This is a genomic window from Streptomyces tyrfis, from assembly GCF_037034285.1.
Classification (GTDB): domain Bacteria; phylum Actinomycetota; class Actinomycetes; order Streptomycetales; family Streptomycetaceae; genus Streptomyces.
In genome coordinates this window covers 110,887-133,564 of sequence record NZ_JBAGJZ010000018.1, presented here as the reverse complement: position 1 = coordinate 133,564, position 22,678 = coordinate 110,887, and the positions used below count along the sequence as shown (strand labels likewise).

Annotated in this window: 13 protein-coding genes; 12 read left to right on the top strand and 1 reads right to left on the bottom strand. The window is 75.5% G+C overall.

What is annotated here, in order from left to right:
• Positions 1–19: 19 nt before the first annotated feature.
• On the top strand, positions 20–931 hold the full coding sequence (locus WA762_RS16320; protein ID WP_335936442.1) for a GNAT family N-acetyltransferase: 912 nt from the start codon (positions 20–22) through the stop codon (positions 929–931).
• A 225-nt stretch (positions 932–1,156) separates the two neighbouring features.
• Here WA762_RS16320 and WA762_RS16315 read toward each other — a convergent pair whose 3' ends face one another.
• Positions 1,157–1,483, bottom strand: a complete 327-nt coding sequence (locus tag WA762_RS16315) for a hypothetical protein (RefSeq protein ID WP_335936441.1) — start codon at positions 1,481–1,483, stop codon at positions 1,157–1,159.
• A 276-nt stretch (positions 1,484–1,759) separates the two neighbouring features.
• Between WA762_RS16315 and WA762_RS35710 the strand changes: the two genes are divergently transcribed.
• The 11 genes from WA762_RS35710 to WA762_RS16265 all read left to right on the top strand — a co-directional run bounded on the left by WA762_RS35710 (position 1,760) and on the right by WA762_RS16265 (position 22,585).
• Positions 1,760–2,077 (top strand): winged helix-turn-helix transcriptional regulator, encoded by a 318-nt coding sequence (locus WA762_RS35710; RefSeq protein ID WP_443080606.1) that lies wholly within the window; start codon positions 1,760–1,762, stop codon positions 2,075–2,077.
• Positions 2,062–2,205 carry a hypothetical protein gene (locus WA762_RS35705; RefSeq protein WP_443080605.1) on the top strand — a complete coding sequence of 48 codons (144 nt, stop codon included), beginning with the start codon at positions 2,062–2,064 and terminating at the stop codon, positions 2,203–2,205. Before WA762_RS35710 ends, WA762_RS35705 begins: the two co-directional genes overlap by 16 nt.
• A 548-nt stretch (positions 2,206–2,753) precedes the next feature.
• Positions 2,754–3,671, top strand: a complete 918-nt coding sequence (locus WA762_RS16305) for a proline iminopeptidase-family hydrolase (RefSeq protein ID WP_335936440.1) — start codon at positions 2,754–2,756, stop codon at positions 3,669–3,671.
• Positions 3,672–3,742: 71 nt separating this feature from the next.
• Positions 3,743–4,678, top strand: a complete 936-nt coding sequence (locus WA762_RS16300; protein ID WP_335936439.1) for an ACP S-malonyltransferase — start codon at positions 3,743–3,745, stop codon at positions 4,676–4,678.
• 110 nt (positions 4,679–4,788) lie between these two features.
• Complete coding sequence (locus WA762_RS16295) at positions 4,789–5,040, top strand: phosphopantetheine-binding protein (protein ID WP_335936438.1); 252 nt, start codon at positions 4,789–4,791, stop codon at positions 5,038–5,040.
• A gap of 34 nt (positions 5,041–5,074) precedes the next feature.
• On the top strand, positions 5,075–6,643 hold the full coding sequence (locus tag WA762_RS16290) for an AMP-binding protein (RefSeq protein WP_335936467.1): 1,569 nt from the start codon (positions 5,075–5,077) through the stop codon (positions 6,641–6,643).
• Complete coding sequence (locus tag WA762_RS16285) at positions 6,640–8,178, top strand: AMP-binding protein (RefSeq protein WP_335936437.1); 1,539 nt, start codon at positions 6,640–6,642, stop codon at positions 8,176–8,178. The genes WA762_RS16290 and WA762_RS16285 overlap by 4 nt, the downstream gene beginning before the upstream one ends.
• Positions 8,175–9,410: a type III PLP-dependent enzyme domain-containing protein gene (locus tag WA762_RS16280; protein WP_335936436.1), complete on the top strand. Its 1,236-nt coding sequence runs from the start codon at positions 8,175–8,177 to the stop codon at positions 9,408–9,410. The genes WA762_RS16285 and WA762_RS16280 overlap by 4 nt, the downstream gene beginning before the upstream one ends.
• Positions 9,410–9,859, top strand: coding sequence for a cobalamin B12-binding domain-containing protein (locus WA762_RS16275; protein ID WP_335936435.1), 450 nt, complete (start codon positions 9,410–9,412; stop codon positions 9,857–9,859). Before WA762_RS16280 ends, WA762_RS16275 begins: the two co-directional genes overlap by 1 nt.
• The gene (locus tag WA762_RS16270; protein ID WP_335936434.1) at positions 9,856–11,136 is read left to right on the top strand and encodes a methylaspartate mutase; all 1,281 of its coding nucleotides are present in this window, start codon (positions 9,856–9,858) and stop codon (positions 11,134–11,136) included. Before WA762_RS16275 ends, WA762_RS16270 begins: the two co-directional genes overlap by 4 nt.
• 262 nt (positions 11,137–11,398) lie before the next feature.
• The gene (locus tag WA762_RS16265; protein WP_335936433.1) at positions 11,399–22,585 is read left to right on the top strand and encodes a type I polyketide synthase; all 11,187 of its coding nucleotides are present in this window, start codon (positions 11,399–11,401) and stop codon (positions 22,583–22,585) included.
• Positions 22,586–22,678: the final 93 nt, after the last annotated feature.

Here is a 22,678-nt window from a genome sequence, read left to right as displayed (position 1 = left end):
GCACGGCTACCCTCCGCCAGTGCCTTCCCTCGCTCCGTCCTTGCCGCCCGGCTACCGTTCGCGCCCCTCGACCGCCGACGACGTCCCGGCGATCCACGCGCTGGTCACGGCCTGCGAACGGGAGGTGTACGGGCGGGGCCAGAGCGACGCCGGGGCCATAGCCGCTGATCTCGCACGGCCCGGCCTGGTGCCGGAGGACACCGTCCTCGTTCTCGACCCGGCCGGTCAACTCGTCGCCCGCGCCTGGGTGGACCGGCGCTCCGAGGTGGACGTGCATCCGGAGCACCGGGGCCGGGGGCTGGGCGCCGCGCTCCTCGGCTGGACGCTGGCGCGGGCACGGCGGGCCGGCGCCGCCCGCGTCGTGCAGACCGTGCCGGACGCGGACACGGGCGCCGTGGCGCTGCTGCGCACGCACGGGTACAAGCCGCTGGTGACGGCCTGGCTGCTGGAGTTCGCCATGCCGGCCGAGCCCGCGGTGCCCGAGCCCCCGGCCGGCATCACGGTGCGGCCCTTCCGCACCGGCGACGGGCCCGCCGCCCACGCCCTCGTCCAGGACGCGTTCGACGAGTGGCAGGAGCGGCGGCAGTCGTACGAGGAGTGGGCCGTCCATACCGTGGAGCGGCCCACGTTCGCCCCCGAGCGGTCGGCCCTGGCCTTCGCCGGTGATCATCTGGTGGGCGCCGCCCTGGCGCTGGACGTGCCGGGCACGGACGAGGGCTACCTCGAACAGGTCGCCGTAGGCCGCGACCACCGCGGCCGCGGCATCGCCCGGCTCCTGCTGCGCCACACGTTCCGCGCCTGCCACCGCACGGGCCTTCGCTCCTGCACCCTGTGGACCCACTCGGACACCGGCGCGCTCGACTTCTACCTACGGGCCGGCATGACGGTCCGGCACAGCTCGACGGTCTTCTGCAAGGACCTCGGCGTATAGGGACCGATCCCCCGTCCATGACGGCGTCGGCGTCCGGCGGTGGGTGCGGAAACGGGTCTGGCCGGTGCTCGGTCCGGTGAGGTACTCCCCTGTGTCGCCGTACCGACCCCGCGACCACGACCGTGACCGTGACCGTGACCACGACAGGGCCGGCCCGAGTCACGGGCCGGCCTGTCTCTCGCTTCGTGGGGCTGTCGGCGTTCGCCGTCACCGGCCGGACAGGTCCTAGTCGGTGTAGTCCACCCAGACGCTCACGACGTACTCCTGGCCCCACGGGTTGGAGGCGACCGAAGTCTGGCCGACCGGGGCCCAGTTACCGAGGATGATGCGCTGCGGCAGTCTGGGGTCGAGCGGGTTGAGCACCGCATGGATCCGGTGCTGACCGGTACCGGTGGTGCAGAGGCTGGAGAGGGTGCTTCCGGACGAGACGGTGCAGTTGCCGGGCGCTGCCTGGGCGGCGGGCGCCGTGGCCAGCATCAGGCCCGCAGTGGCCGCCGCGACGGCCACGGCGCCGGCGACACCGCGCTTCTTGGACGGGGACTTCGCGAACATGGGGACTCCTTCATCCGATGACGATGCGTGATGGGAAGAGGCGCATGTGCGGGTGGAGCGTGGAGCGGAACGATCCGGCTTCGACGGGCGGATTCCATGGGGTGCCACGGACATCGCGGATACCAAAGCACGACAATGGATGAGAAAGCGGGTGATTATCCGCTTGATCGCGAGCCAAATCCTGCCCAGGTGCGCGGTTTCTGGCAAGAGCTTGGCCAGATTTGGTGCAGACCAATTGGCGGCCCGCCGGGCGCGCCGGACGTGACGAGTCGGTGCGTGATACGGAGGGTTCCGCTACGACGACGTGGTGGCGGGACGCTCGGCGTCCGCCGCCGCACGGGCCCGCTCGTCGAGGAGTCCGAGGAGGACGTGTGCCGGCAGGTGCTGCGGATCCTCGGCGTCATCGGCGACAAGTGGAGCATCCTGGTCGTCGGGCAGCTCCGCGACCGTACTCTGCGCTTCGGTGAGCTCCACCGCGCCGTCACCGGCATCTCGCAGCGGATGCTCACCCTGACGCTGCGGCAGCTCGAACGCGACGGTCTGCTGACCCGCACCGTTCACGCCGGCGTTCCTCCCGCGTGGAGTACACCCTGACGGAACTCGGCTCGACACTGCTGGAGGCCGCCACCGCCCTGGGCGACTGGGCCACCACGCATCGAACGGAGATCAGGGACAACCGGCGCCGCTACGACGACGCCCATCCGCCGCGGACGCGGTCCTGAACCGACGGGGGTACGCCGAGCGGACCCGGCCCCAGGGCGTTCCGGGCCGGGCCCGACTCCGACCCGGAGGCGCGGCGTTCCTTCCTGATCGCGGCATCGGTGATTTTCCACGAGTGGCGACGGCGGGGCCGGCTGCCTGAGAAGATCACTCGCACCTACTGGTAGGCGACTCGTCGGATTTCCGGGGCCCGTGTGTCCGTGTGCCTGGGCGTCCGTGTGTCCGGGCACACGGTGTGCCCGCCCGGATGTCTGGACGTGCCGTTCGGCCCGACCCGGGGCGGGACCCGCATACGGAACGTATGCGGGCGTTCCGGTAATGGGGCGAGGCGTCGCGGCCCTCATCGGGCGCCCGCCGGGGGTGACGGGGCAGCCCTTAGGGGCGGTTAGGGGTCCGTCGGGCCTCGGGGTGGGGGCTAGCGTCGGCAGCGGACCACGGCGGAAGCACGGTCGTCCGGCGCCCGCACCCGGCGCCCGGTGCTCCGCGGTCCCGGCCGGACCCGCGTGACCGGGCGGCCGCCGCACCCCGCAGCCGAGCAGAGGTGGTCAGCGTGTCCCCGGAACCCAGCGCGAAGGGGCTCGTCCCCAGCGCCAAGGGCACCCTTCCCTTCAGGGGGTACCGGACCTGGTACCGGGTGACCGGTGAGATCGGCGCGGGGCGTCCGGCGGTCGTCGTCGTGCACGGCGGACCCGGAAGCACGCACGACTACCTGCTGCCGCTGGCCCGCCTCGCCGAGGACGGCTGGCCGGTCGTCCACTACGACCAGCTGGGCAACGGCGGATCGACCCATCTGCCCGGCAAGGGGGCCGAGTTCTGGACCGTCGAGCTCTTCCTCGACGAACTCGCCAACCTCGTCGAGGGGTTGGGAATCTCCGACGACTACGTGCTGTTCGGGCAGTCCTGGGGCGGTCCGCTGTGCGCCCGGCACGCGATGGAACGCCCGCCCGGCCTGCGCGGCCTGGTCGTCGCCAACGCGCCCGCCTCGTACCCGCTCTGGCTGAAGGAGATGGCCCGGCTGCGCGCCGACCTGCCGCCGGACGTGGGGCAGGCCCTGCTGCGGCACGAGGCGGCCGGCACGTACGACACCGAGGAGTACCTGGCGGCGATGCGGGTCTTCTACGACCGGCATGTGTGCCGCCTCACCCCCTGGCCCCGGGACTTCCTCTCCTCCTTCATGGAGATCTACAACGACCCGACCGTCTACTACGCGATGAACGGGCCCAACGAGTTCCACGTCATCGGCTCCCTCAAGGACTGGTCGATCGTCGACGACCTGCACACCATCCGCACGCCCACCCTGCTCATCAGCGGCCGCCACGACGAGGCCACCCCGGACGTCGTCCGCCCCTACCACGAGCACGTCCCCGGGGCCCGCTGGGAGATCTTCGAGGAGTCCAGCCATCTGCCGCACCTGGAGGAACCGGAGCGGTTCTTCGAGGTGCTGACCGGATTCCTCAGCGGCCTGTGACACCTCATCGGGTACTCCACGACACCGGCCGCGCGCTGCCGGCACCTGCGAAAGGGGGCGGGGACACCGCCATGGCGCACGACACCGCACTGGTCTTCCCCGGCATGGGACCCGTCCCGTTCGCCGAGGTGGGCCGGTTCATGGTCGCCAACCCCTACGCCAGGGAACTCGTCGCCGTCGCCGACGAGACGCTCGGCTACTCACTGGTGGACGCCCTCCGGTGCGCCGAGGGCGACTACTCGGAGGCGGCCCAGGTCGCCTTCTTCGTGAACTGCCTGGCCAGCGCCCACTGGGCCCGCGACCACCTGGGCGTCGAACCGGACATCGTCGCCGGCCCCAGCTTCGGCGAGAAGGCCGCCATCGCCTACACCGGCGCCCTGGAACTCCCCGACGCCATCCGGCTGACCGCCGAGATCGCGCGCTGCCTCGACGCCTACTTCGCCGACCACCACCGGGACGCCGTCACCCTCTCCTTCGTCCGCGCCCCGCGCGAGGACCTGGACGCGATCCTCGCCGAGCTCGACGAGGCGGGGGAGTGGCACGAGATCTCCTGCCACGTCGACGACGGCTTCTGGATGGTCTCCCTGACCGAGCGGCGCGTCGAGTGGATGAGGGAGCGGCTGCGCGCCATCGGCAGCCTCCCGCTGTACACCATGCGGCCGCCCATGCACGCCTCCGCGTTCGCGCCGCTGCGCGCCAGGGCGGAGCGCGAGGTGGTCGCCCGCCACACCTTCGCCGACCCGGCACTGCCGGTCGTCGCCGACCAGGACGGCAGGCTGCTGCGCACCGGGGAGGAACTGCGCACCATGCTGCTCGACGGCTTCGACCACCCGATGAACTGGCCGAGCGTCGTCACGGCGCTGCGGGACGCCGGCGTACGGCGCCTGTGCGTCGCCGGGCCCGACAGCCTCTTCGGCCGGGTTCCCGTCACCACCCGCACCTTCGACGTCGTCGCGGCCCATCCCCGGCTCGCGATGACGCCCCGGCGCCGCCAGCGCGCCGCCTGAACCCGCACCGGCCCGGACGACGCCGCCCGGGCCGGGCCCGTACAGGCCCGGCCGGACCCGACCCGGGCCCGGTCCGCATCCGACCGAACGATCAGCAGGAGGCACCGCCCATGTGGGACGACCGGTTCGAAGAGACACTCCGCACCTTCCTGCCGTTCCTGCCGCCGCAGGAGCCGCTGACCGCCGACGCCGAACTCCGGGACCTGGGCCTCGATTCGCTGGGCACCGTCCAGCTGCTGGGCACCCTGGAGGAGACGTACCAGGTGCGCTTCCGCGACAGCGCGCTGACCATGGACACCTTCCGCACCGCGGGCGTGCTGTGGGAGACCGTCGAGGGCATGCTCCAGCACACCACGAGCTGACGGGACGGCCATCGTGGATCCCACCGATCCCAGCATGGACGGCACGCTGTCCGGACGGTTCCTGCGCGGGCTGGCCCGGGCGCCCGAACACCCCGCGCTCCGGGTCGACGGCACCGCCGTCGGCTACCGCGAACTGCACGAACGGGCCCTGCTGCTCGCCGGTTCGCTGCTGGCCGGATTCCCCGGCCGCCCGCCCGTCGTGGGCGTGCTGGCGGGCAAGGGGCCGACGGCGTACGCGGCCCTCCTGGCTGGACTCCACAGCGGCGCCACCGTCGTTCCCCTGCAACCGGCCTTCCCGGTCGCCCGCACCCGCCAGATGATCGAGGCGGCCGGAGTGGGGGCCCTGCTCGCCGACGACGACGCCCTGCCCGCGCTGACCGCGCTGCACGAGGACGGCGTCGCCCTGCCCACCCTCTTCGCCCCCGGCGGGCAGCCGATGCCGGTGATCCCCGTCGACCCCGACAGCGCGCTGAAGGCGCCGATGCCCGCCCGCCCGTCGGACATCGCCTATGTGCTGTTCACCTCCGGATCCACCGGCCGGCCCAAGGGCGTGCCGGTCACCCACGCCAACACCGCGCACTACTTCGCGCTGCTCGACCGGCGCTACGACTTCGGTCCGCGGGACGTGTTCTCGCAGACCTTCGACCTCAACTTCGACTGCGCGATGTTCGACCTGTTCTGCGCCTGGGGCGCCGGCGCCACCGTCGTCCCGGTCCCCGCGCACGCCTACGCGCACCTCCCGGAGTTCGCCGCCGAGCAGGGGCTGACCGTGTGGTTCTCCACGCCCAGCGCGATCACCCTGGTGCGCCGCACCGGCGGACTCGCGCCCGGCGCGCTGCCGTCGCTGCGCTGGAGCTTCTTCGCCGGGGAGGCGCTCGCCCGGCGCGACGCCGACGACTGGGCGGCCGCCGCCCCCGGCACGGCGCTGGAGAACCTCTACGGACCCACCGAGCTCACCGTCACCGTCGCCGCGCACCGCTGGCGGCCGGGCCGGGAGCACCCGTACGGCATGGTCCCGATCGGTGAGGTGCACCCGGGCCACAGTGTGCTGCTGCTGGCCGCCGACGGCTCGCCCAGCACCACCGACGAAGGCGAACTCTGCATCGCAGGGCCGCAGTTGACGCCCGGATACCTTGACCCGGCCGACGACGCCGGGCGCTTTCTGGAACGGGACGGCCGCCGCTTCTACCGCACCGGCGACCGGGTCCGCCGCACCGGGCACGACGGCTGGCTGTACCTCGGCCGCCAGGACGCCCAGGCGCAGGTGCACGGCGTACGGGTGGAACTGGCCGAGGTCGACGCCGCCGCGCGCGGCTGCCCGGGCGTCGAGGACGCGGTGACCGTCGCGATCCCCGTGGACGGCACGGCCGAGCTCGCCGTCTTCCACACCGGCGCGCCCGTACCGCCCGCCCGGCTCGCCCGCCATCTGCGGGAGCTACTGCCCGCGGCGGTCGTGCCCCGGGCCTACCACCATCTGGACGCGCTTCCGCTCAACGCCAACCGCAAGACCGACCGCAGGAAGCTCACCTCCCGCGCCGCGGCCCTGCGGCAGCGGCCCGCCGGGGCCGGCAGCGGGAACGAAGGACGTCAGGAGTCGCAGTGAACGGTCGAACGACAACGCGGGCCCGCACCGACGCCCTGGTGCACGACCTGCTCGACGAGGCCACCGCCGAACACCCCGACGCGACGGCGGTCGCCGACGGCACCGGGGAGTGGACCTACCGGGAGCTCACCGCCTGGAGCCACGCCGTCGACGCCTGGCTCCGGGCGCAGGGCGTCGGCCACGGGGACCGGGTCCTGGTGCAGCTGCCCAGCACCCGCGAACTGGTCGCCCTGCTCTACGGCGCCGCGCGCCGGGGCGCCGTCCTCGTACCCGTCAACACCGGCATGAAGGACTACCACCTGCGCGCCGTCGTCGAGAACGCCGAACCCTCGCTGGTCGTCGTCACCGACCCCGCCGTGGACCGGGTCGCCGCGCTCGCGGGCGGCGTCCGCGTGCGCGGCCTGGACGGCTCCTGGCGGGAGATCGGCGCCCTGCGCGCCGAGGACGCGCGCGGGGACGGCGGCCCCGTCCACCACGAGGACATCGCCGTCCTCGTCTACACCTCCGGGTCCACCGCGGCCCCCAAGGCCGTCGTCTGCCCGCACGGCCGGATGGTCTTCGCGACCGAGGCCATCAACCTCGAACTCGGCTACCGGCCCGACGACGTGGTGTTCTGCCGCTTCCCCATCTCCTGGGACTACGGGCTCTACAAGGTCCTGCTCACCGCCGCCGGACGCAGCGCTCTCGTGCTCGCCGACGGCGAGTCCGACCTGGTGCTGCTGCGCCGCATCCGGGAGACCGGGGCCACCGTCGTGCCCATCGTGCCGTCCCTGGCCACCATGATCTGCGCGCTCGCGGAACGCGAACCGCGCCGGGCGTCCACCGTCCGCATGTTCACCAACACCGGCGCCGCGCTGCCGAAGACCACCGCCGACGGGCTGCGCACCGCGTTCCCCGGCGCGGAGGTGATCACCCAGTTCGGGCAGACGGAATGCAAGCGGGTCTCCGTGCTGCCCGTCGCGCACCAGGACGCCAAACCCGAATCGGTGGGCCGCCCGCTCCCCGGCACCCGCGCCTTCGCCGTCGACGAGGAGGGCACGCCGCTGCCGCCCTGGCGGACCGGCGAGATCGTCGTCGAGGGACCGCACGTCATGCCGGGCTACTGGCGCGCCCCGGAGCAGACCGCACGCGCCTTCCGGCCCGCCCCCGGCGGCGGACTGCGGCTGCACACCGGCGACTTCGGGCACGTCGACGAGGACGGCTTCCTGTACTACGAGGGCCGCCGCGACGACATGTTCAAGCACAAGGGCGTCCGCATGAGCACCACCGAGATCGAGGCCGCCGCCACGGACATCCCCGGCGTCCGCGCCGCCGCCGTGCTGCCGCCCGCCCCCGGCCGCGACCTCGCGGTGTTCGCCGAGGGCGACATCGACCCGCACGTGCTGCTCAGGGAGCTCTCCCTGCGACTGGAACCCGCCAAGGTGCCCGGCGTCAGTCGCGTCGTGGCCGAACTGCCGCTGACCCCGCACGGCAAGCACGATCGCAAGCAGCTCGTCCGCATCCTGGAGAACCCGGAAGGAACGTCCGCACCGTGACCGGTCCCACCGAACTCGCCCGGCGCTTCGGCACCCCCGCCTACGTCTACGACCTGGACCGGGTCGCGGCCGCACGCGACGACCTGTTCGCCGCGCTCCCCGACGAGATCGCCGTGTTCTACGCGGCCAAGGCCAACCCGCACCCGGAGATCCTCCGCGAACTGCGCACCGGCGGCCGCGCCTGCCGCGCCGAGATCAGCTCCGTCGGCGAACTCGACGCCGTCCTGCGGGCCGACTACGGCGGCGCGGAGGTGCTGTACACCGGCCCCGGCAAGACCGCCGGGGAGCTGACCGAGGCGATGACCCGGGGCGTGCGGACGTTCTCCGTGGAATCCCCCGGCGACCTGCGGCGGGTCGGCGAGACGGCGGTGCGGCTCGGCGTCACCGCCGACTGCCTGATCCGGGTCAACAACGCCACCGGGGCGGCGGCCACCAGCATCCGCATGACCGGCGTGCCCTCGCAGTTCGGCTTCGACAGCGAGACCCTGCCCGGGCTCGCCGCCGAACTGCGCGAGGTGCCCGGCACCGCCCTGGCCGGACTCCACTTCTTCCCGCTCAGCAACGCCAAGGACGAGGCGAGCCTCGTCGCGGAGTTCCGGCACACCATCGCCACCGCCGCCGCGCTCCGGGAGGCGCTGGGCGTGCCGTTCCGCATCGTCGACATCGGCGGCGGATTCGCCGCCCCGTACGCCGTCCAGGGGCGCCGCCCGGTCTACGACGGACTGCGCGACGCGCTGTCCGCCTCGCTCGACGAGCACTTCCCCGGCTGGCGCGACGGCGCCCCCCGCATCGCCTGCGAGTCGGGCCGCTACCTGGTCGCCGACAGCGGCACCCTGCTCACCAGCGTCGTCAACGTCAAGGACAGCCGCGGCACCCGCTACGCCGTCATCGACGCCGGCATCAACACCTTCGGCGGCATGTCCGGCCTCGGACGCATCATGCCGGTCTCCGTCGAACCCCACGAGTCCACCGGCGCCGACGGCGCCCCGGCCCACCTCGCCGGGCCGCTGTGCACCCCCGGCGACCTGCTCGGACGGAACGTCCCCCTGCCCGACCCGGCCCCCGGCGACCTGCTGACCGTCCCCAACGCCGGATCCTACGGACCCACCGCCAGCCTGCTGATGTTCCTCGGCAGGCCCGCGCCCGCCGAGATCGTCGTCCGCGGCGACGACCTCGTCTCCGTCTCCCGCATCGAGCACACCCGAACCTACGAACACGGACAGGCCCTGTGATGAGCGACGCCCGCACCCCCAGCCCCGGCGACCGGCCCGTGATCGTGGCCGGCGGCATCTCCGACTCGCACACCTGGAACCTGGTCTACCTCCAGCTCCTGATCGAGGAGCACGGCCACCGCGTGGTCAACCTCGGGCCCTGCGTGCCCGAGGACCTGCTGATCCGGGAGGCCGTGGCCCGGGACCCGGCGCTCGTCGTGGTCAGCAGCGTCAACGGGCACGGCTACCACGACGGCATCCGCACCGTCACCCGGCTGCGGGAGAACCCCGCGCTCACCGAGGTGCCCGCCGTCATCGGCGGCAAGCTCGGCATCGCCGGACCCTGCGGCGAGGAGGAGACGGCCGCGCTGCGCGCCGCCGGCTACGACGCGGTGTTCGACGACAGCGCCGAGGGCCTCGTCACCTTCCGGCGGCTGCTCGACGCACTGCCCCAGCGGGCCCTGGTGTGACCGGCGCCGGGTTCGGCGCGTTCGTGCGCCGGGCTCACGACGCCGGCCGGCTGGTGGTCCAGCCCCGCATGGGCATGAGCGACCCGGACCGCATGCGCGCCGGGCTGCTCGCCACCCGGAACGCCGACGCGACGACCGTCGGCACGCTCACCCTGGACAGCTACACCCGGGTCGGCGACCTGGAGTCCGCCCAACTCGCCGTCCTCGAAGGGGCGGACCTCAACGGCTACCCGCTGGCCAGCCACGAGAAGACCACCACCCGCCGGGTCCTGGACCGGATCCACGGCCCCGACTTCCCGGTGCAGGTGCGGCACGGCTCGGCGGCCCCGCAGCACATCTTCCGCGCGCTGATGGACGTGGGGCTCGACGCGTCGGAGGGCGGGCCGGTCTCGTACTGCCTGCCCTACGGCAGGGTGCCGCTGCGCGAGTCCGTCGCCCACTGGAACGAGTCCTGCGCCCTGCTCGCCACCCTGCGCGACACCGGCGCCGAACCGCACCTGGAGACCTTCGGCGGATGCATGCTGGGCCAGCTCTGCCCGCCCGGGCTGCTCGTCGCTATCAGTGTGCTGGAGGCGCTGTTCTTCCGGCGGCACGGGATCCGGAGCGTCTCGGTCAGCTACGCCCAGCAGACGGACCCGCGGCAGGACGCCGAAGCCGTCGCCGCGTTGCGCAGCCTGTGCGCGCGGCTCCTCCCGGACACCGAATGGCATGTCGTCGTCTACGCCTACATGGGCGTGTTCCCGGAGACGGACAGCGGGGTCCGCCGGTTGCTCGGGGAGGCCGCGACACTGGCCGTCGCCAGCGGCTCGGAACGGCTCATCGTGAAGACCGTCGCGGAATCCCGCCGCATTCCGACGGTGGCGGAGAACGTGGCCGCCCTGGAACACGCGGCCCGGGTCGCCGCGCGCACCGGACGGACCCCGCTGGACGGCACCGCGACGGAGACCTACGCCGAGGCGTGCGCGCTGGTCGACGCGGTGCTCGACCTGGACGACGACCCCGGCGCCGCGCTGCTGAAGGCGTTCGCCGAAGGACGGCTGGACGTCCCCTACTGCCTGCATCCGGACAACGCCGGACTCAGCAGGAGCTACATCGCCGCGGACGGCCGGCTGCGCTGGGCGGACGTCGGCAGGATGCCGCTGGCCGGTGTCGCCGACGTGCGTCCGGCCCACGCCGTCACCTCCGCGGAACTCCTCGGCTCCCTGTCCTACGTACGGCGTTCATTCGACAGTCAAGTACCCCTGGACGAGGGAGAGTCGGCGGGCTTCGCCCCCTGAGGGCTGTCCCGTGATCCCTGGCGGGCGTGCGACGACAGCTGCGGCGCCTCGCGGCGTTGTCGGAACGCCCGCATACGTCAAGTATGCGGGCGCCCCTCCGCCTTGCGACGCACCACATCTGACGCCGCACGCTGATCCACCACGGATTACGGGACAGCCCTTAGGGGTGCGTAAGGGTACGGCCCCTGCGGGGGCGTCATTACGGTGAGGAAAAAGGCGGAGAACGGTGACGACGGTGTCGGTCGGAAGTAGGGATGCGCGGATGAACGGGCTCGGCTCCGAATCAGCCCTGGCACGACTGCTCGCCACGGCCGTGCCGTCGCGCCACCGCGCGCTGGTCACGGACCTGGTGCGCACCGCCGTGACGGAGGCGGTCGAGGCGGCCCGGCCCGGCGCCTCCCGCCCCCTGGACCCGGCCGCCCCGCTCGCCGCACAGGGGCTCGACTCGCTCGCGGCGGTCGACCTGCACCGGCGGCTGACCGAACGGACCGGCCTCGACCTGCCGGTCGGCATCGCCTACGACTGCCCCACCGTGACCGATCTGGCCGACCGGCTGCTCGCCGGGGCCCGGGGTGCCGCGGACGACGCCCCGGACGCCGGGCCCGCGACGGCGGCCGGTGACGGACCCGGCGACGACCCCGTCGCCGTCGTCGGCATCGGCTGCCGCTTCCCCGGCGGCATCGAGACACCGGCCGCCCTGTGGCGGCTGCTGACCGAGGGCGGCGAGGTGCTCTCGGACTTCCCGCACGACCGGGGCTGGGACCTGGAACGCCTCTTCCACGACGACCCCGAGGTGCCCGGCAGCTCCTACGCCCGCACCGGCGGATTCCTCGACACGGCCACCGACTTCGACGCCGAGTTCTTCGGCATCAGCCCGCGCGAGGCCCTCGCCATGGACCCGCAGCAGCGGCTGGTGCTGGAGACGTCCTGGCGGGCCCTGGAGGACGCCGGCATCGACCCCACCGCCCTGCGCCGCACCCCGGCCGGCATGTTCTTCGGGGCGGAGGTGCAGGAGTACGGGCCCCGCCTGCACGACGCCCCGGACGGCCTCGACGCCCATCTGCTGGCCGGCAACGCCTCCAGCGTCATCTCCGGCCGGGTCGCCTACGTCCTGGGCACCGAGGGACCGGCGGTCACCGTCGACACCGCGTGCTCCGCGTCCCTGGTCGCCGTCCACCTGGCCTGCCGCTCGCTGCGCCAGGGCGAGTCCACGCTGGCACTGGCCGGCGGTGTGGCCGTGATGGGCGGCCCCGGCGTCTTCACCGCCTTCAGCCGGCAGCGCGGCCTGTCCGCCGACGGCCGCTGCAAGGCGTTCGCCGCCGCCGCGGACGGCACCGGCTTCGGCGAGGGCGTCGGCGTCCTCGTCCTGGAACGGCTCTCCGACGCCCGCCGCAACGGCCACCGGGTCCTCGCCGTCGTCCGGGCCTCCGCCGTCAACCAGGACGGCGCCTCCAACGGCCTCACCGCCCCCAACGGCCTCGCCCAGCAACGGCTGATCCGCCGGGCACTGGCCGAGGCCGGGCTCACCGCCGCCGACGTCGACGTGGTCGAGGCCCACGGCACCGGCACCCGCCTCGGGGACCCCATCGAGGCGACCGCGCTGCTGGCCGCCTATGGGCAGGGCCGGCCCGCCGGGGAGCCGCTGCTGCTGGGCTCGGTCAAGTCCAACCTGGGCCACACCCAGGCCGCGGCGGGCGTGGCCGGAGTGATCAAGACGATCCTCGCCATGCGGCACGGGCAGGTGCCCGCGACCCTGCACGTCGACGCCCCCACCCCGCACGTCGACTGGTCCGCCGGCGCCGTGGAACTCGTCACCGAGGCCCGCCCCTGGCCGGAGACCGGCCGCCCGCGCCGGGCCGGGGTCTCCTCCTTCGGCGTCAGCGGCACCAACGCGCACATCGTCCTGGAGCAGCCCGGGGCCGAGGACCGCGTCGACGGCCCGGAGCAGCCCGGGACCGAGGACCGATCCGGTGTACTGGAGCGGCCCGCGGCCGAGGACGGCTTCGACGACCCGGCCTCCTCGCCGCGGCCCCCGGCCGTTCCCGTGCCGCTGCCCTTCCCGCTGTCCGCCCGGGGCACGGCCGCCCTGCGCGCCCGCGCCGCCGACCTGCTGCCGCTCGTCGACACCACCCGGCCGGCCGACCTCGCGCGCGCCCTCGCCACCACCCGCGCCGCCCTCCCCGACCGGGCCGTCCTCGTCGCCGCCGACCGCGCCGAACTGCGCGCGGCGCTCACCTCGCTCGCCTCCGGCGCCACCCGGCCCCCGGGGCGGGCGCCCGGCGAACTCGGCTTCCTGTTCACCGGCCAGGGCAGCCAGCGTCCCGGCATGGGGCGCGAACTCGCCGCCGCGTACCCGGAGTTCGCGGACGCCCTCGACGAGGTCTGCGCCCACTTCGACCTCCAGCTCCCGCGCCCCCTGACGGACGTGCTGTTCGCCGCACCGGGCACCCCGGAGGCGGATCTCCTGCACCGCACCGAGTACGCGCAACCGGCCCTGTTCGCCGTCGAGACCGCCCTGTACCGGCTGCTGGAGAGCTGGGGGCTGCGCCCGGACCACCTCGCCGGGCACTCCGTCGGCGAGATCGCCGCCGCCCACGCGGCCGGCGTCCTCACCCTCCAGGACGCCGCCATCCTGGTCGCCGCGCGGGGCCGCCTCATGCAGGCGCTGCCCGAGGGCGGCGCCATGGTCGCCGTACGCGCCGCCGAGGACGAGGTCGTGCCGCTGCTCACCGCGCGCACCGGCATCGCCGCCGTGAACGGGCCCGCCGCCGTGGTGGTCTCCGGCGACGCGGACGAGGTGGAGCGCATCGCGGGCGAGCTCGCCGCGCGCGGACACGACACCAAGCGGCTGCGCGTCTCGCACGCCTTCCACTCGCCGCTGATGGAACCGATGCTGGACGAGTTCCGCCGGATCGCACGGGTGCTGGACTACGCCCAGCCCACCGTGCCGGTGGTGTCGACCGTGACCGGCGGCCCCGTCACCGGGGAACTGTCCGACCCGGAGTACTGGGTGGAGCACGTCCGGGCCCGGGTCCGCTTCCACGACGCCGTGCGGTGGCTCACCGACGCCGGTGTGCGGACGTTCCTGGAGGTGGGGCCGGACGCGGTGCTCTCCGCGATGGGCCCGGACTGCGCCGGCCCGGCCGATGCGTCCGACGACGTGTCTGATGCGTCCGACGCGTCCGGGGCCGCCTTCCTGCCGGTGCTGCGGCGCGAGCGGCCCGAGGCGCGCGAGGCCGTCTCCGCGCTCGCCGCCGCCCACGCCCGCGGGGTCCCCGTCGACTGGGCGAGGCACTTCGCGGGCCCGCCCGCGCGCCGGGTCGAGCTGCCCGGCTATCCCTTCCAGCGGCGCCGCTTCTGGCTGGAGCCCGGCACCCCCGCCGACGCGGCCGGACTGGGGCAGGCGCCCGCCGGTCACCCGCTGCTGGCGGCCGTGGTCGCGGTCGGCGCGGAGGGCGTGGTGCTGACCGGACGGTTCTCCACGCGTACCCACCCCTGGCTCGCGGACCACGTCATCGCCGGGCGGGTGCTGATGCCCGGCACAGCCTTCGTCGAACTCGCCCTTCGGGCCGGCGACCACGTCGGCACCACGGTCCTGGAGGAACTCACCCTCGGCGCCCCGCTGGCGCTGGCCCCGGACGAGGACGTCGCCGTCCAGGTCGCCGTCGGCGAACCCGACGACACCGGCCGACGCCCCGTCACCGTCCACTCCCGCGCCGCCGACGACGCCCCCTGGACCCGGCACGCCACGGGCACGCTCGCCGCGGAGCCGGCCGGTACCGGGCCGTCCGCCTCCGCGCGGGAGAGCGGCGCGTCGGCGAGCGGCGCGTCGGTGAGCGGTACATCGGAAAGCGGCGCGTCGGATGCATGGCCGCCGCCCGGGGCCGAAGCCCTGGACGTCGCCGGCGTCTACGCCGAGCTGGCCGGGCAGGGCTACGCCTACGGCCCCGCGTTCCAGGCCCTGCGCGCCGCCTGGCGGCACGGCGAGCACATCTGCGCCGAGGTCGCCCTGACCGGGGAGGCCGCCGACGACGCCGCGCGCTTCGGCATCCACCCCGCGCTGCTGGACGCCGCGCTGCACGCCGCCGACCTCGACTCCCCGCCCCGCGCCGAGGTGCTGCTGCCGTTCGCCTGGACCGGCGTCCGCCTGCACGCCACCGGCGCCACCACGCTGCGGGTAAGGATCGAGCGCACCGGCGGCGACACCCTCGCCCTGCGCCTGGCCGACGCCACCGGGGCCCCGGTGGCCGACATCGACGGCATGACCTCGCTGCCCGTACCGGACGACGACGTCCTCCACACCGTGCGGTGGACCCCGCACCCCCGGCCGGAGACCACCGCGCCCCTGCGCGTCGCCGTCCTCGACGCCGCCCCGGACGCCGCCGGCACGCCGGACGACGAGGCCCCCGCGGACGCCCTCGCCCGCGCCCTGGACGCGCTGTTCGACGGCCCCGCACCGGACGCCGTGGTGCACCGCCCGGCCGGTCCGCCGGACGCCGACGCCGCCGAGGCGCGCGCCCTCGTCCTGCGCACGCTGCGGCTGCTGCACCTGTGGCAGTCCGACGAACGGCCGGCCGACGCCCGCCTGGTGGTCGTCACCCCGCCCGACAGCCCCGCCCACGCGGCGGTCCGCGGACTGGTCCGCTCCGCCCAGGCGGAGAACCCCGGCCGCTACGTCCTCGTCGAGCACGACGCCCTGCCCGCCGACGCCGAGCTCCGTCAGGCGCTCGCCACCGGCGAACCCGAACTCTCGCTCGCCGGCGGCCGGTTCGCCGTCCCCCGGCTGGCCGCCGAACCGCCCGCCCGGCCCCGCCCCGCCGCCGACTGGGGAACCGTCCTCATCACCGGCGGCACCGGCGGGATCGGCGCCCTGCTCGCCCGTCATCTGGTGCGCGCCCACGGCGTGCGCCGACTGGTGCTCGCCGGGCGCCGCGGCCACGCGCCCGAACTCCACGCCGAACTGACCGCGCTGGGCGCCGAGACGACCGTCGTGGCATGCGACGCCGGCGACCGCGAGGCGCTGCGCGCCCTGCTGGAGCGGCACCCCGTCGACTCCGTGGTCCACGCCGCGGGCACCGTGCGCGACGGCATCGTCGAGAGCCTCACCGACGCCATGGTCGACGAGGTCTTCCACGCCAAGGCCGCCGGCGCCTGGCACCTGCACGAACTCACCCTCGGCCGGGAGCTGTCCCACTTCGTGCTGTTCTCCTCGCTCGCCGCCGTCCTCGACGGCCCGGGCCAGGGCAACTACGCCGCCGCCAACGCCTACCTCGACGCGCTCGCCGCCCACCGCGCCGACCGGGGCCTGCCCGCCACCGCCCTCGCCTGGAGCCTGTGGGACACCGGCACCGGCATGGGCGCCGCCCTGGACGCCGCCGCTCTGGACCGGGTCGCCGCCACCGGCGTGCCGGGACTGTCCGCCGAGGAATCGCTGCGCCTCTTCGACGCGGCCGTCCGCTCCGGCGCGCCCCACCTCGTACCCGTACGGATCGACGCCACCGCCGTGCGCCGCCGGCCCGACGGCATACCGCCGCTGCTCGGCGCCCTGGTCCGGCCCGTCACCCGCCGGGCCACCGCCACCGCCGCCGCGCCCGGCCGGGAGCGGGACGGGCTGGCGGGGCTGCCCGCCGCCGACCGCGAACGCGCCCTGCTGGACCTGGTGCGCACCGAGGTCGCGGCGGTGCTGCGGTACGACGCGCCCTCCGCCATCGACCCCGGGCGGGCCTTCACCGAACTCGGCTTCGACTCCCTGGCCGCCGTCGAGCTGCGCAACCGGCTCAACACCGTCACCGGACTGCGCCTGCCCGCCACCCTCGTCTTCGACCACCCCACCTCGCGGGCCCTCGCCGGCCACGTCCACGACGCCCTCTTCGGCGCCGCCCGGCCGTCGGCGCGACCCGCGCCCGCCACCGGCCCGCGCCCCGCCGACGGCGACGACCCGATCGTCATCGTCGGCATGAGCTGCCGCTACCCCGGCCGGGTCCGCTCCCCGGAGGACCTGTGGCGGCTGGTCGCCGACGGCGTCGACACGGTCGGCCCCTTCCCCGACGACCGCGGCTGGGACGCCGAGGCGCTGTACGACCCCGAGCCCGGCACCCCCGGCCGCACCTACGCCCGGGAGGGCGCCTTCCTCTACGACGCGGCCGAGTTCGACGCCGACTTCTTCGGCATCGGCCCCCGCGAGGCCACCGCGATGGACCCGCAGCAGCGGCTGCTGCTGGAGGTGTCCTGGGAGGCGCTGGAACGCTCCGCCATCGACCCGGCGGCGCTGCGCGGCTCGCGCACCGGCGTGTTCGCGGGCGTCATGTACCACGACTACGGCAGCTGGCTGACCGAGGTGCCGGACGACCTCGCCGCCTACCTCGGCAACGGCAGCCTGGGCAGCGTCGTCTCCGGTCGGGTCGCCTACGCCCTGGGCCTGGAGGGCCCCGCCGTCACCGTCGACACCGCGTGCTCCTCCTCGCTGGTCACCCTGCACCTGGCCGCGCAGGCGCTCCGGCAGGGCGAGTGCGACCTGGCCCTGGTCGGCGGCGTGACCGTGATGTCCACCCCGGACACCTTCGTCGACTTCGCCCGGCAGCGCGGACTGGCCGCCGACGGCCGCTGCAAGTCCTTCGCCGCGGCGGCTGACGGCACCGGCTGGGGCGAGGGCGTCGGCATGCTCGTCGTCGAACGCCTCTCCGACGCCCGGCGCAACGGCCACCGGGTGCTGGCGGCGGTCCGCGGCTCCGCCGTCAACTCCGACGGCGCGTCCAACGGGCTGACCGCCCCCAACGGCCCCTCCCAGCAGCGCGTCATCCGCGCCGCGCTGGCCGCCGCGGGCCTGGCCCCGGCCGAGGTCGACGCCGTCGAGGCGCACGGCACCGGCACCACCCTGGGCGACCCGATCGAGGCCCAGGCCCTGCTGGCCACGTACGGGCAGGACCGGCCCGACGGCGAACCCCTCTGGCTCGGCTCCATCAAGTCGAACATGGGGCACACCCAGGCCGCCGCCGGGGTCGCGGGCATCATCAAGATGGTCATGGCGATGCGGCACGGCGTCCTGCCGCGCACCTTGCACGTCGACGCGCCCTCGCACCAGGTCGACTGGGAGGCCGGACGGGTGCGCCTGCTGACGGAATCCCGGCCCTGGGCCCCGGCGGGCCGTCCGCGCCGGGCCGGCGTCTCCTCCTTCGGGATCAGCGGCACCAACGCCCATGTCATCCTTGAGGAGTTCGCCGAGGAGTTCGCCGAGGGGGTCGCGGGGGAGTTCGCGGGGGCGCCCGCCGGGACCGGGCCGGACGCCACGGGCCCGAAGGCCGCCGGACCCCGGACCGCAGGCCCGGACCGGGTCACCCCGCCGCCCGTGCTCGCCCTCCCGGTCTCCGCCCGCTCGCCCGAGGCGCTGCGCGGCCAGGCGGCCCGCCTGCGGGAACTGACCGGCGCCGCGCCCGCCGACCTCGGCCTGGCCCTGGCCACCACCCGCACCGCCCACCCGTACCGCGCCGTCGTGCTCGCCGCCGACGAACGGCAGGCCGCCGAGGGCCTGGACGCCCTCGCGCACGGGCACGAGGCGCCCGGACTGCTCGTCACCGGCTCCGCCACCGACGGCGCCCTGGCCTATCTGTTCTCCGGGCAGGGCGCCCAGCGGCCCGGCATGGGCCGCGACTGGTACGACGCCTTCCCGGTCTACGCCGAGCACTTCGACCGCACCGCCGAGCTCTTCGCCAAGCACCTGGAACGGCCGCTCGCCGAGGTGGTCCTCGGGGACCGTCCCGAGGAACTGGAGCGGACCGCCTACACCCAGGCCGCCCTCTTCACCACCCAGGTCGCCCTCTACCGGCTGCTGGAGTCCTTCGGACTGCGGCCCGCCTGGCTGGCCGGCCATTCCATCGGCGAGTTCGCCGCCGCGCACGTCGCCGGGGTGTGGTCGCTCCAGGACGCCGTCACCGCCGTCGCCGCGCGCGGCCGGCTCATGCAGGCGCTGCCCGACGGCGGCGCGATGGTCGCCGTACCGGCGTCGGAGGACGAGGTGCGGCCGCTGCTGGGCGAGCGGTGCGGCATCGCCGCGGTCAACGGCCCGCGCGCCGTGGTCGTCTCCGGCGACGAGGACGCCGTCGCCGCCGTCGCCGCGCGCTTCGCCACCGGCCGCCGGCTCCGCGTCTCGCACGCCTTCCACTCACCGCGCATGGAACCCGTGCTGGAGGAGTTCCGCCGGGTCATGGCGGCCATTCCGGCCGGGGAACCGGCCCTGCCGATCGTCTCCACCCTCACCGGCGTCCGGGCCACCGCCGCCGAACTGGGCTCCGCCGACTACTGGGTGCGGCACATCAGGGAGACCGTCCGGTTCGCCGACGCCGTGGGCGCCCTGGCGGCCGAGGGCGCCGACACCTTCCTGGAACTCGGCGCCGCACCCGTGCTGACTGCCCTGGGCCCGGACTGCCTCCCGGACGCCGAGGAGACCGCGTTCATCCCGGTCGCCCGCAAGGACGCCGCCCAGGTGCCCGGTCTGCTCGCCGCCCTGGCCGCCGTGCACACCCGCGGCGCGGACGTCGACTGGCCGGTCCTCTACGACGGCTACCGCGGCCGCCGCACCGAACTGCCCACCTACGCCTTCCAGCACCGCCGGTACTGGCTGCCCACGGCCACCGCCAAGGGCGACGCCGCCGGACACGGCCTCGCCGCCGTCGACCACCCCTTCGTCAGCGCCCGCCTCGACCTGCCGGGCGACGGCGGGACGCTCTTCACCGGCCGGATCTCCACCGCCACCCACCCGGTGCTGGCCCAGCACGCCGTGCTCGGCACGGTGCTGGTGCCCGGCGCCGCCCTCGTCGACCTCGCTCTGTACGCGGGGCGGTCGACGGGCCGTCCGGTCCTGGAGGAGCTCACCCTCCAGGCCCCGCTGGCCCTGCCCGGGGACGGCGCGGCACGGATCCAGGTCGCCGCCCGGCCCGACGGCACCGTGGAGATCCACTCCCGGCCCGCCGACGCGCCCGAGGACGAGGACTGGACCCGGCACGCCACCGGCACCCTCACCGCCCCCGACTCCGCGCCGCCCGCCCCCGCCGCCCCGGCCGGCGCCTGGCCGCCCCCCGGCGCCGTTCCGCTCGACGCCGACGGCCTCTATCCGCGACTGCGCGGCGAGGGCTACGACTACGGTCCCGTCTTCCGGGGCGTGCGGGCCGCCTGGCGGCACGGCGACGCCGTCCTCGCCGAACTCGAACTCCCCGACGCCGCCCGGCAGGACGCCGCCCGGCACGTCCTGCACCCCGCACTGCTGGACTCCGCCCTGCACGCCACCGCGCTCACCGGCGCGGAGGCCCCCGACGACGCCCGTGACGACGTTCGCGGCAGCGCTTTCGACGAGGCGTCGGACGGCGCGATCGCCCTGCCCTTCGCCTGGGCCGGCGTCACCGTGCACGGACCGCCGTCCCGCACCGCCCCGGACCGCACCGCCGGGGCCCACACCGCCCGGGTCCGCGTCACCCGGGGCGAGGCGGGCGCCCGGCTCGACCTGACGGACGCCGAGGGTCGGCCGCTGGCCACCGTCGCCTCCTATGCCACCCGCCCCGTCACCCCCGACCGGCTCACCGGACGGCAGCGTTCCCTGTACGTCGTCGAGGACACGGCGCTCCCCGAGACCGCCGGGCGGCCCGGCCGCCGCACCTGGGCCGTGCTCGGCCCGGACGACCTCGGCCTCGGCGCCCCCGCCCACCCGGGCCTGGCCGCGATCGGCGACTCCGTGCCCGACGTCGTCGTCCTCCCGGTGCCCGCCCCGGACGGCGGCGACGGCGGAAGCGGCGACGCCGGCGAACGGCTGCCGGCGGACGTGCGCACCGCGCTGGCCACCGCCCTCGGCACCGTCCGAGCCTGGCTGGACGACGAACGGTGGGCCGGTTCCACCCTGCTGGTGCTCACCGCCGGCGCCCTCGCCGACGCCCCCGTGCACGGACTGGTGCGGGCCGCGCAGGCCGAGCACCCCGGACGGATCGTGCTCGTCGGCCGGACCGGGCCCGGCGGCCCCGTCCCCGACCGCGCCGCGTTGGCCGCCGTCCTGGACTCCGGCGAACCGGAGGTCCGGTGGCGGGACGGCCGGGCGCACGCCCCGCGCCTGGTGCGCGCCGGGGACCCGGCGGCCCCGCACACCGGCCGCCCCTGGGGCACCGTCCTGATCACCGGCGGCACCGGCGGCCTCGGCGCCCTGCTGGCCCGGCACCTGGTGACCCGGCACGGCGTCACCCGCCTGGTCCTGGCCGGGCGTCGCGGCCCCGCCGCCCCCGGCGCCGACGGACTGCGCGCGGACCTGGCCGCCCTGGGCGCCCACGCCGACGTCGTCGCCTGCGACGTCGCCGACCGCACGGCACTCGCCGCGCTGCTGGCCGCCCACCCCGTCGACAGCGTCGTGCACACCGCGGGCGTCCTGGACGACGGACTGGTCACCTCGCTCACCCCCGAGCGCCTGGACACGGTGCTGCGCCCCAAGGCGGACGCCGCCTGGCATCTGCACGAACTGACCCGGGACCGGCAGCTGTCGCACTTCGTGCTGTTCTCCTCGGCCGCCGGCACCGTCGACGCCTCGGGGCAGGGCAACTACGCCGCCGCCAACGTCTTCCTCGACGCCCTCGCCGCCCACCGCGCCGCCCGGGGCCTGCCCGCCGCCTCGCTCGCCTGGGGCCTGTGGGCCGGCGGCGGCATGGGGGCCGCCCTCGACGAGAGCGGCGCCCGGCGCGTCGAACGGTCCGGCATCGGCGCCCTCGACCCGGACGAGGGCCTGGAACTCTTCGACGCCGCCCTGGCGTCCGGCCGCCCCGCCCTCGTACCGGTCCGGCTGGACACCGCCGCGCTGCGCCGCCGGGGCGACGACGTGCCCCCGGTGCTGCGGACCCTGGCCGGGGTCACCGCCACCGCCGCCCGGGACGACCGGGCCCGCGGCCTCGGCGAGCGCCTGGCCGCCCTGCCGCCCGCCGACCACGAGCACACCGTGCTGGAGGCCGTCCGCACCGAGGTCGCCGCCGTCCTCGGCCACGACGGGCCCGCCGCCGTCGGGCCGCGGCGCGCCTTCACCGAGCTGGGCTTCGACTCGCTCGCCGCGGTCGAACTGCGCAACCGGCTCAACGCCGTCAGCGGACTGCGCCTGCCGTCGACGCTCATCTTCGACTACGCCACCCCGGCCGCGCTCGCCGGCCATCTGCTCGAACGGCTCGCGCCGGACCCCGGCCCCGCCGCCGCCCCGGACGCCGGAGCGGACCACGGCACCGGCCTGCCCGACCGCCGGGGCGACGACGAGGTGCGGGCCCTCCTCGACCGCATCCCCATCGCCCGCATCCGCGAGGCCGGACTGCTCGACGGGCTGCTGAAGCTGTCCGAACCGGCCCCGTCCGCGGCCCCCGCCGACCCGGTCATGGACATCAAGTCCATGGGCGTCGCCGACCTGGTGCGCGCCGCGCTCAACCGCACCAGCCCCCAGTGACCCGTTCCGGCTCCGGACCGCGCCCCGCGTCCGGCGCCGGACTCCCCACCACCCCGCCCCACCGGCGTACCTCCGCCGCCGCACCACCGCCGT

Bases quoted from the DNA above. Each gene is read 5' to 3' on its own strand.
- WA762_RS16315 (WP_335936441.1), bottom strand. From the start codon at position 1,483: ATGTTCGCGAAGTCCCCGTCCAAGAAGCGCGGTGTCGCCGGCGCCGTG.
- WA762_RS16300 (WP_335936439.1), top strand. From the start codon at position 3,743: ATGGCGCACGACACCGCACTGGTCTTCCCCGGCATGGGACCCGTCCCG.
- WA762_RS16295 (WP_335936438.1), top strand. From the start codon at position 4,789: ATGTGGGACGACCGGTTCGAAGAGACACTCCGCACCTTCCTGCCGTTC.
- WA762_RS16290 (WP_335936467.1), top strand. From the start codon at position 5,075: ATGGACGGCACGCTGTCCGGACGGTTCCTGCGCGGGCTGGCCCGGGCG.
- WA762_RS16275 (WP_335936435.1), top strand. From the start codon at position 9,410: ATGAGCGACGCCCGCACCCCCAGCCCCGGCGACCGGCCCGTGATCGTG.
- WA762_RS16265 (WP_335936433.1), top strand. From the start codon at position 11,399: ATGAACGGGCTCGGCTCCGAATCAGCCCTGGCACGACTGCTCGCCACG.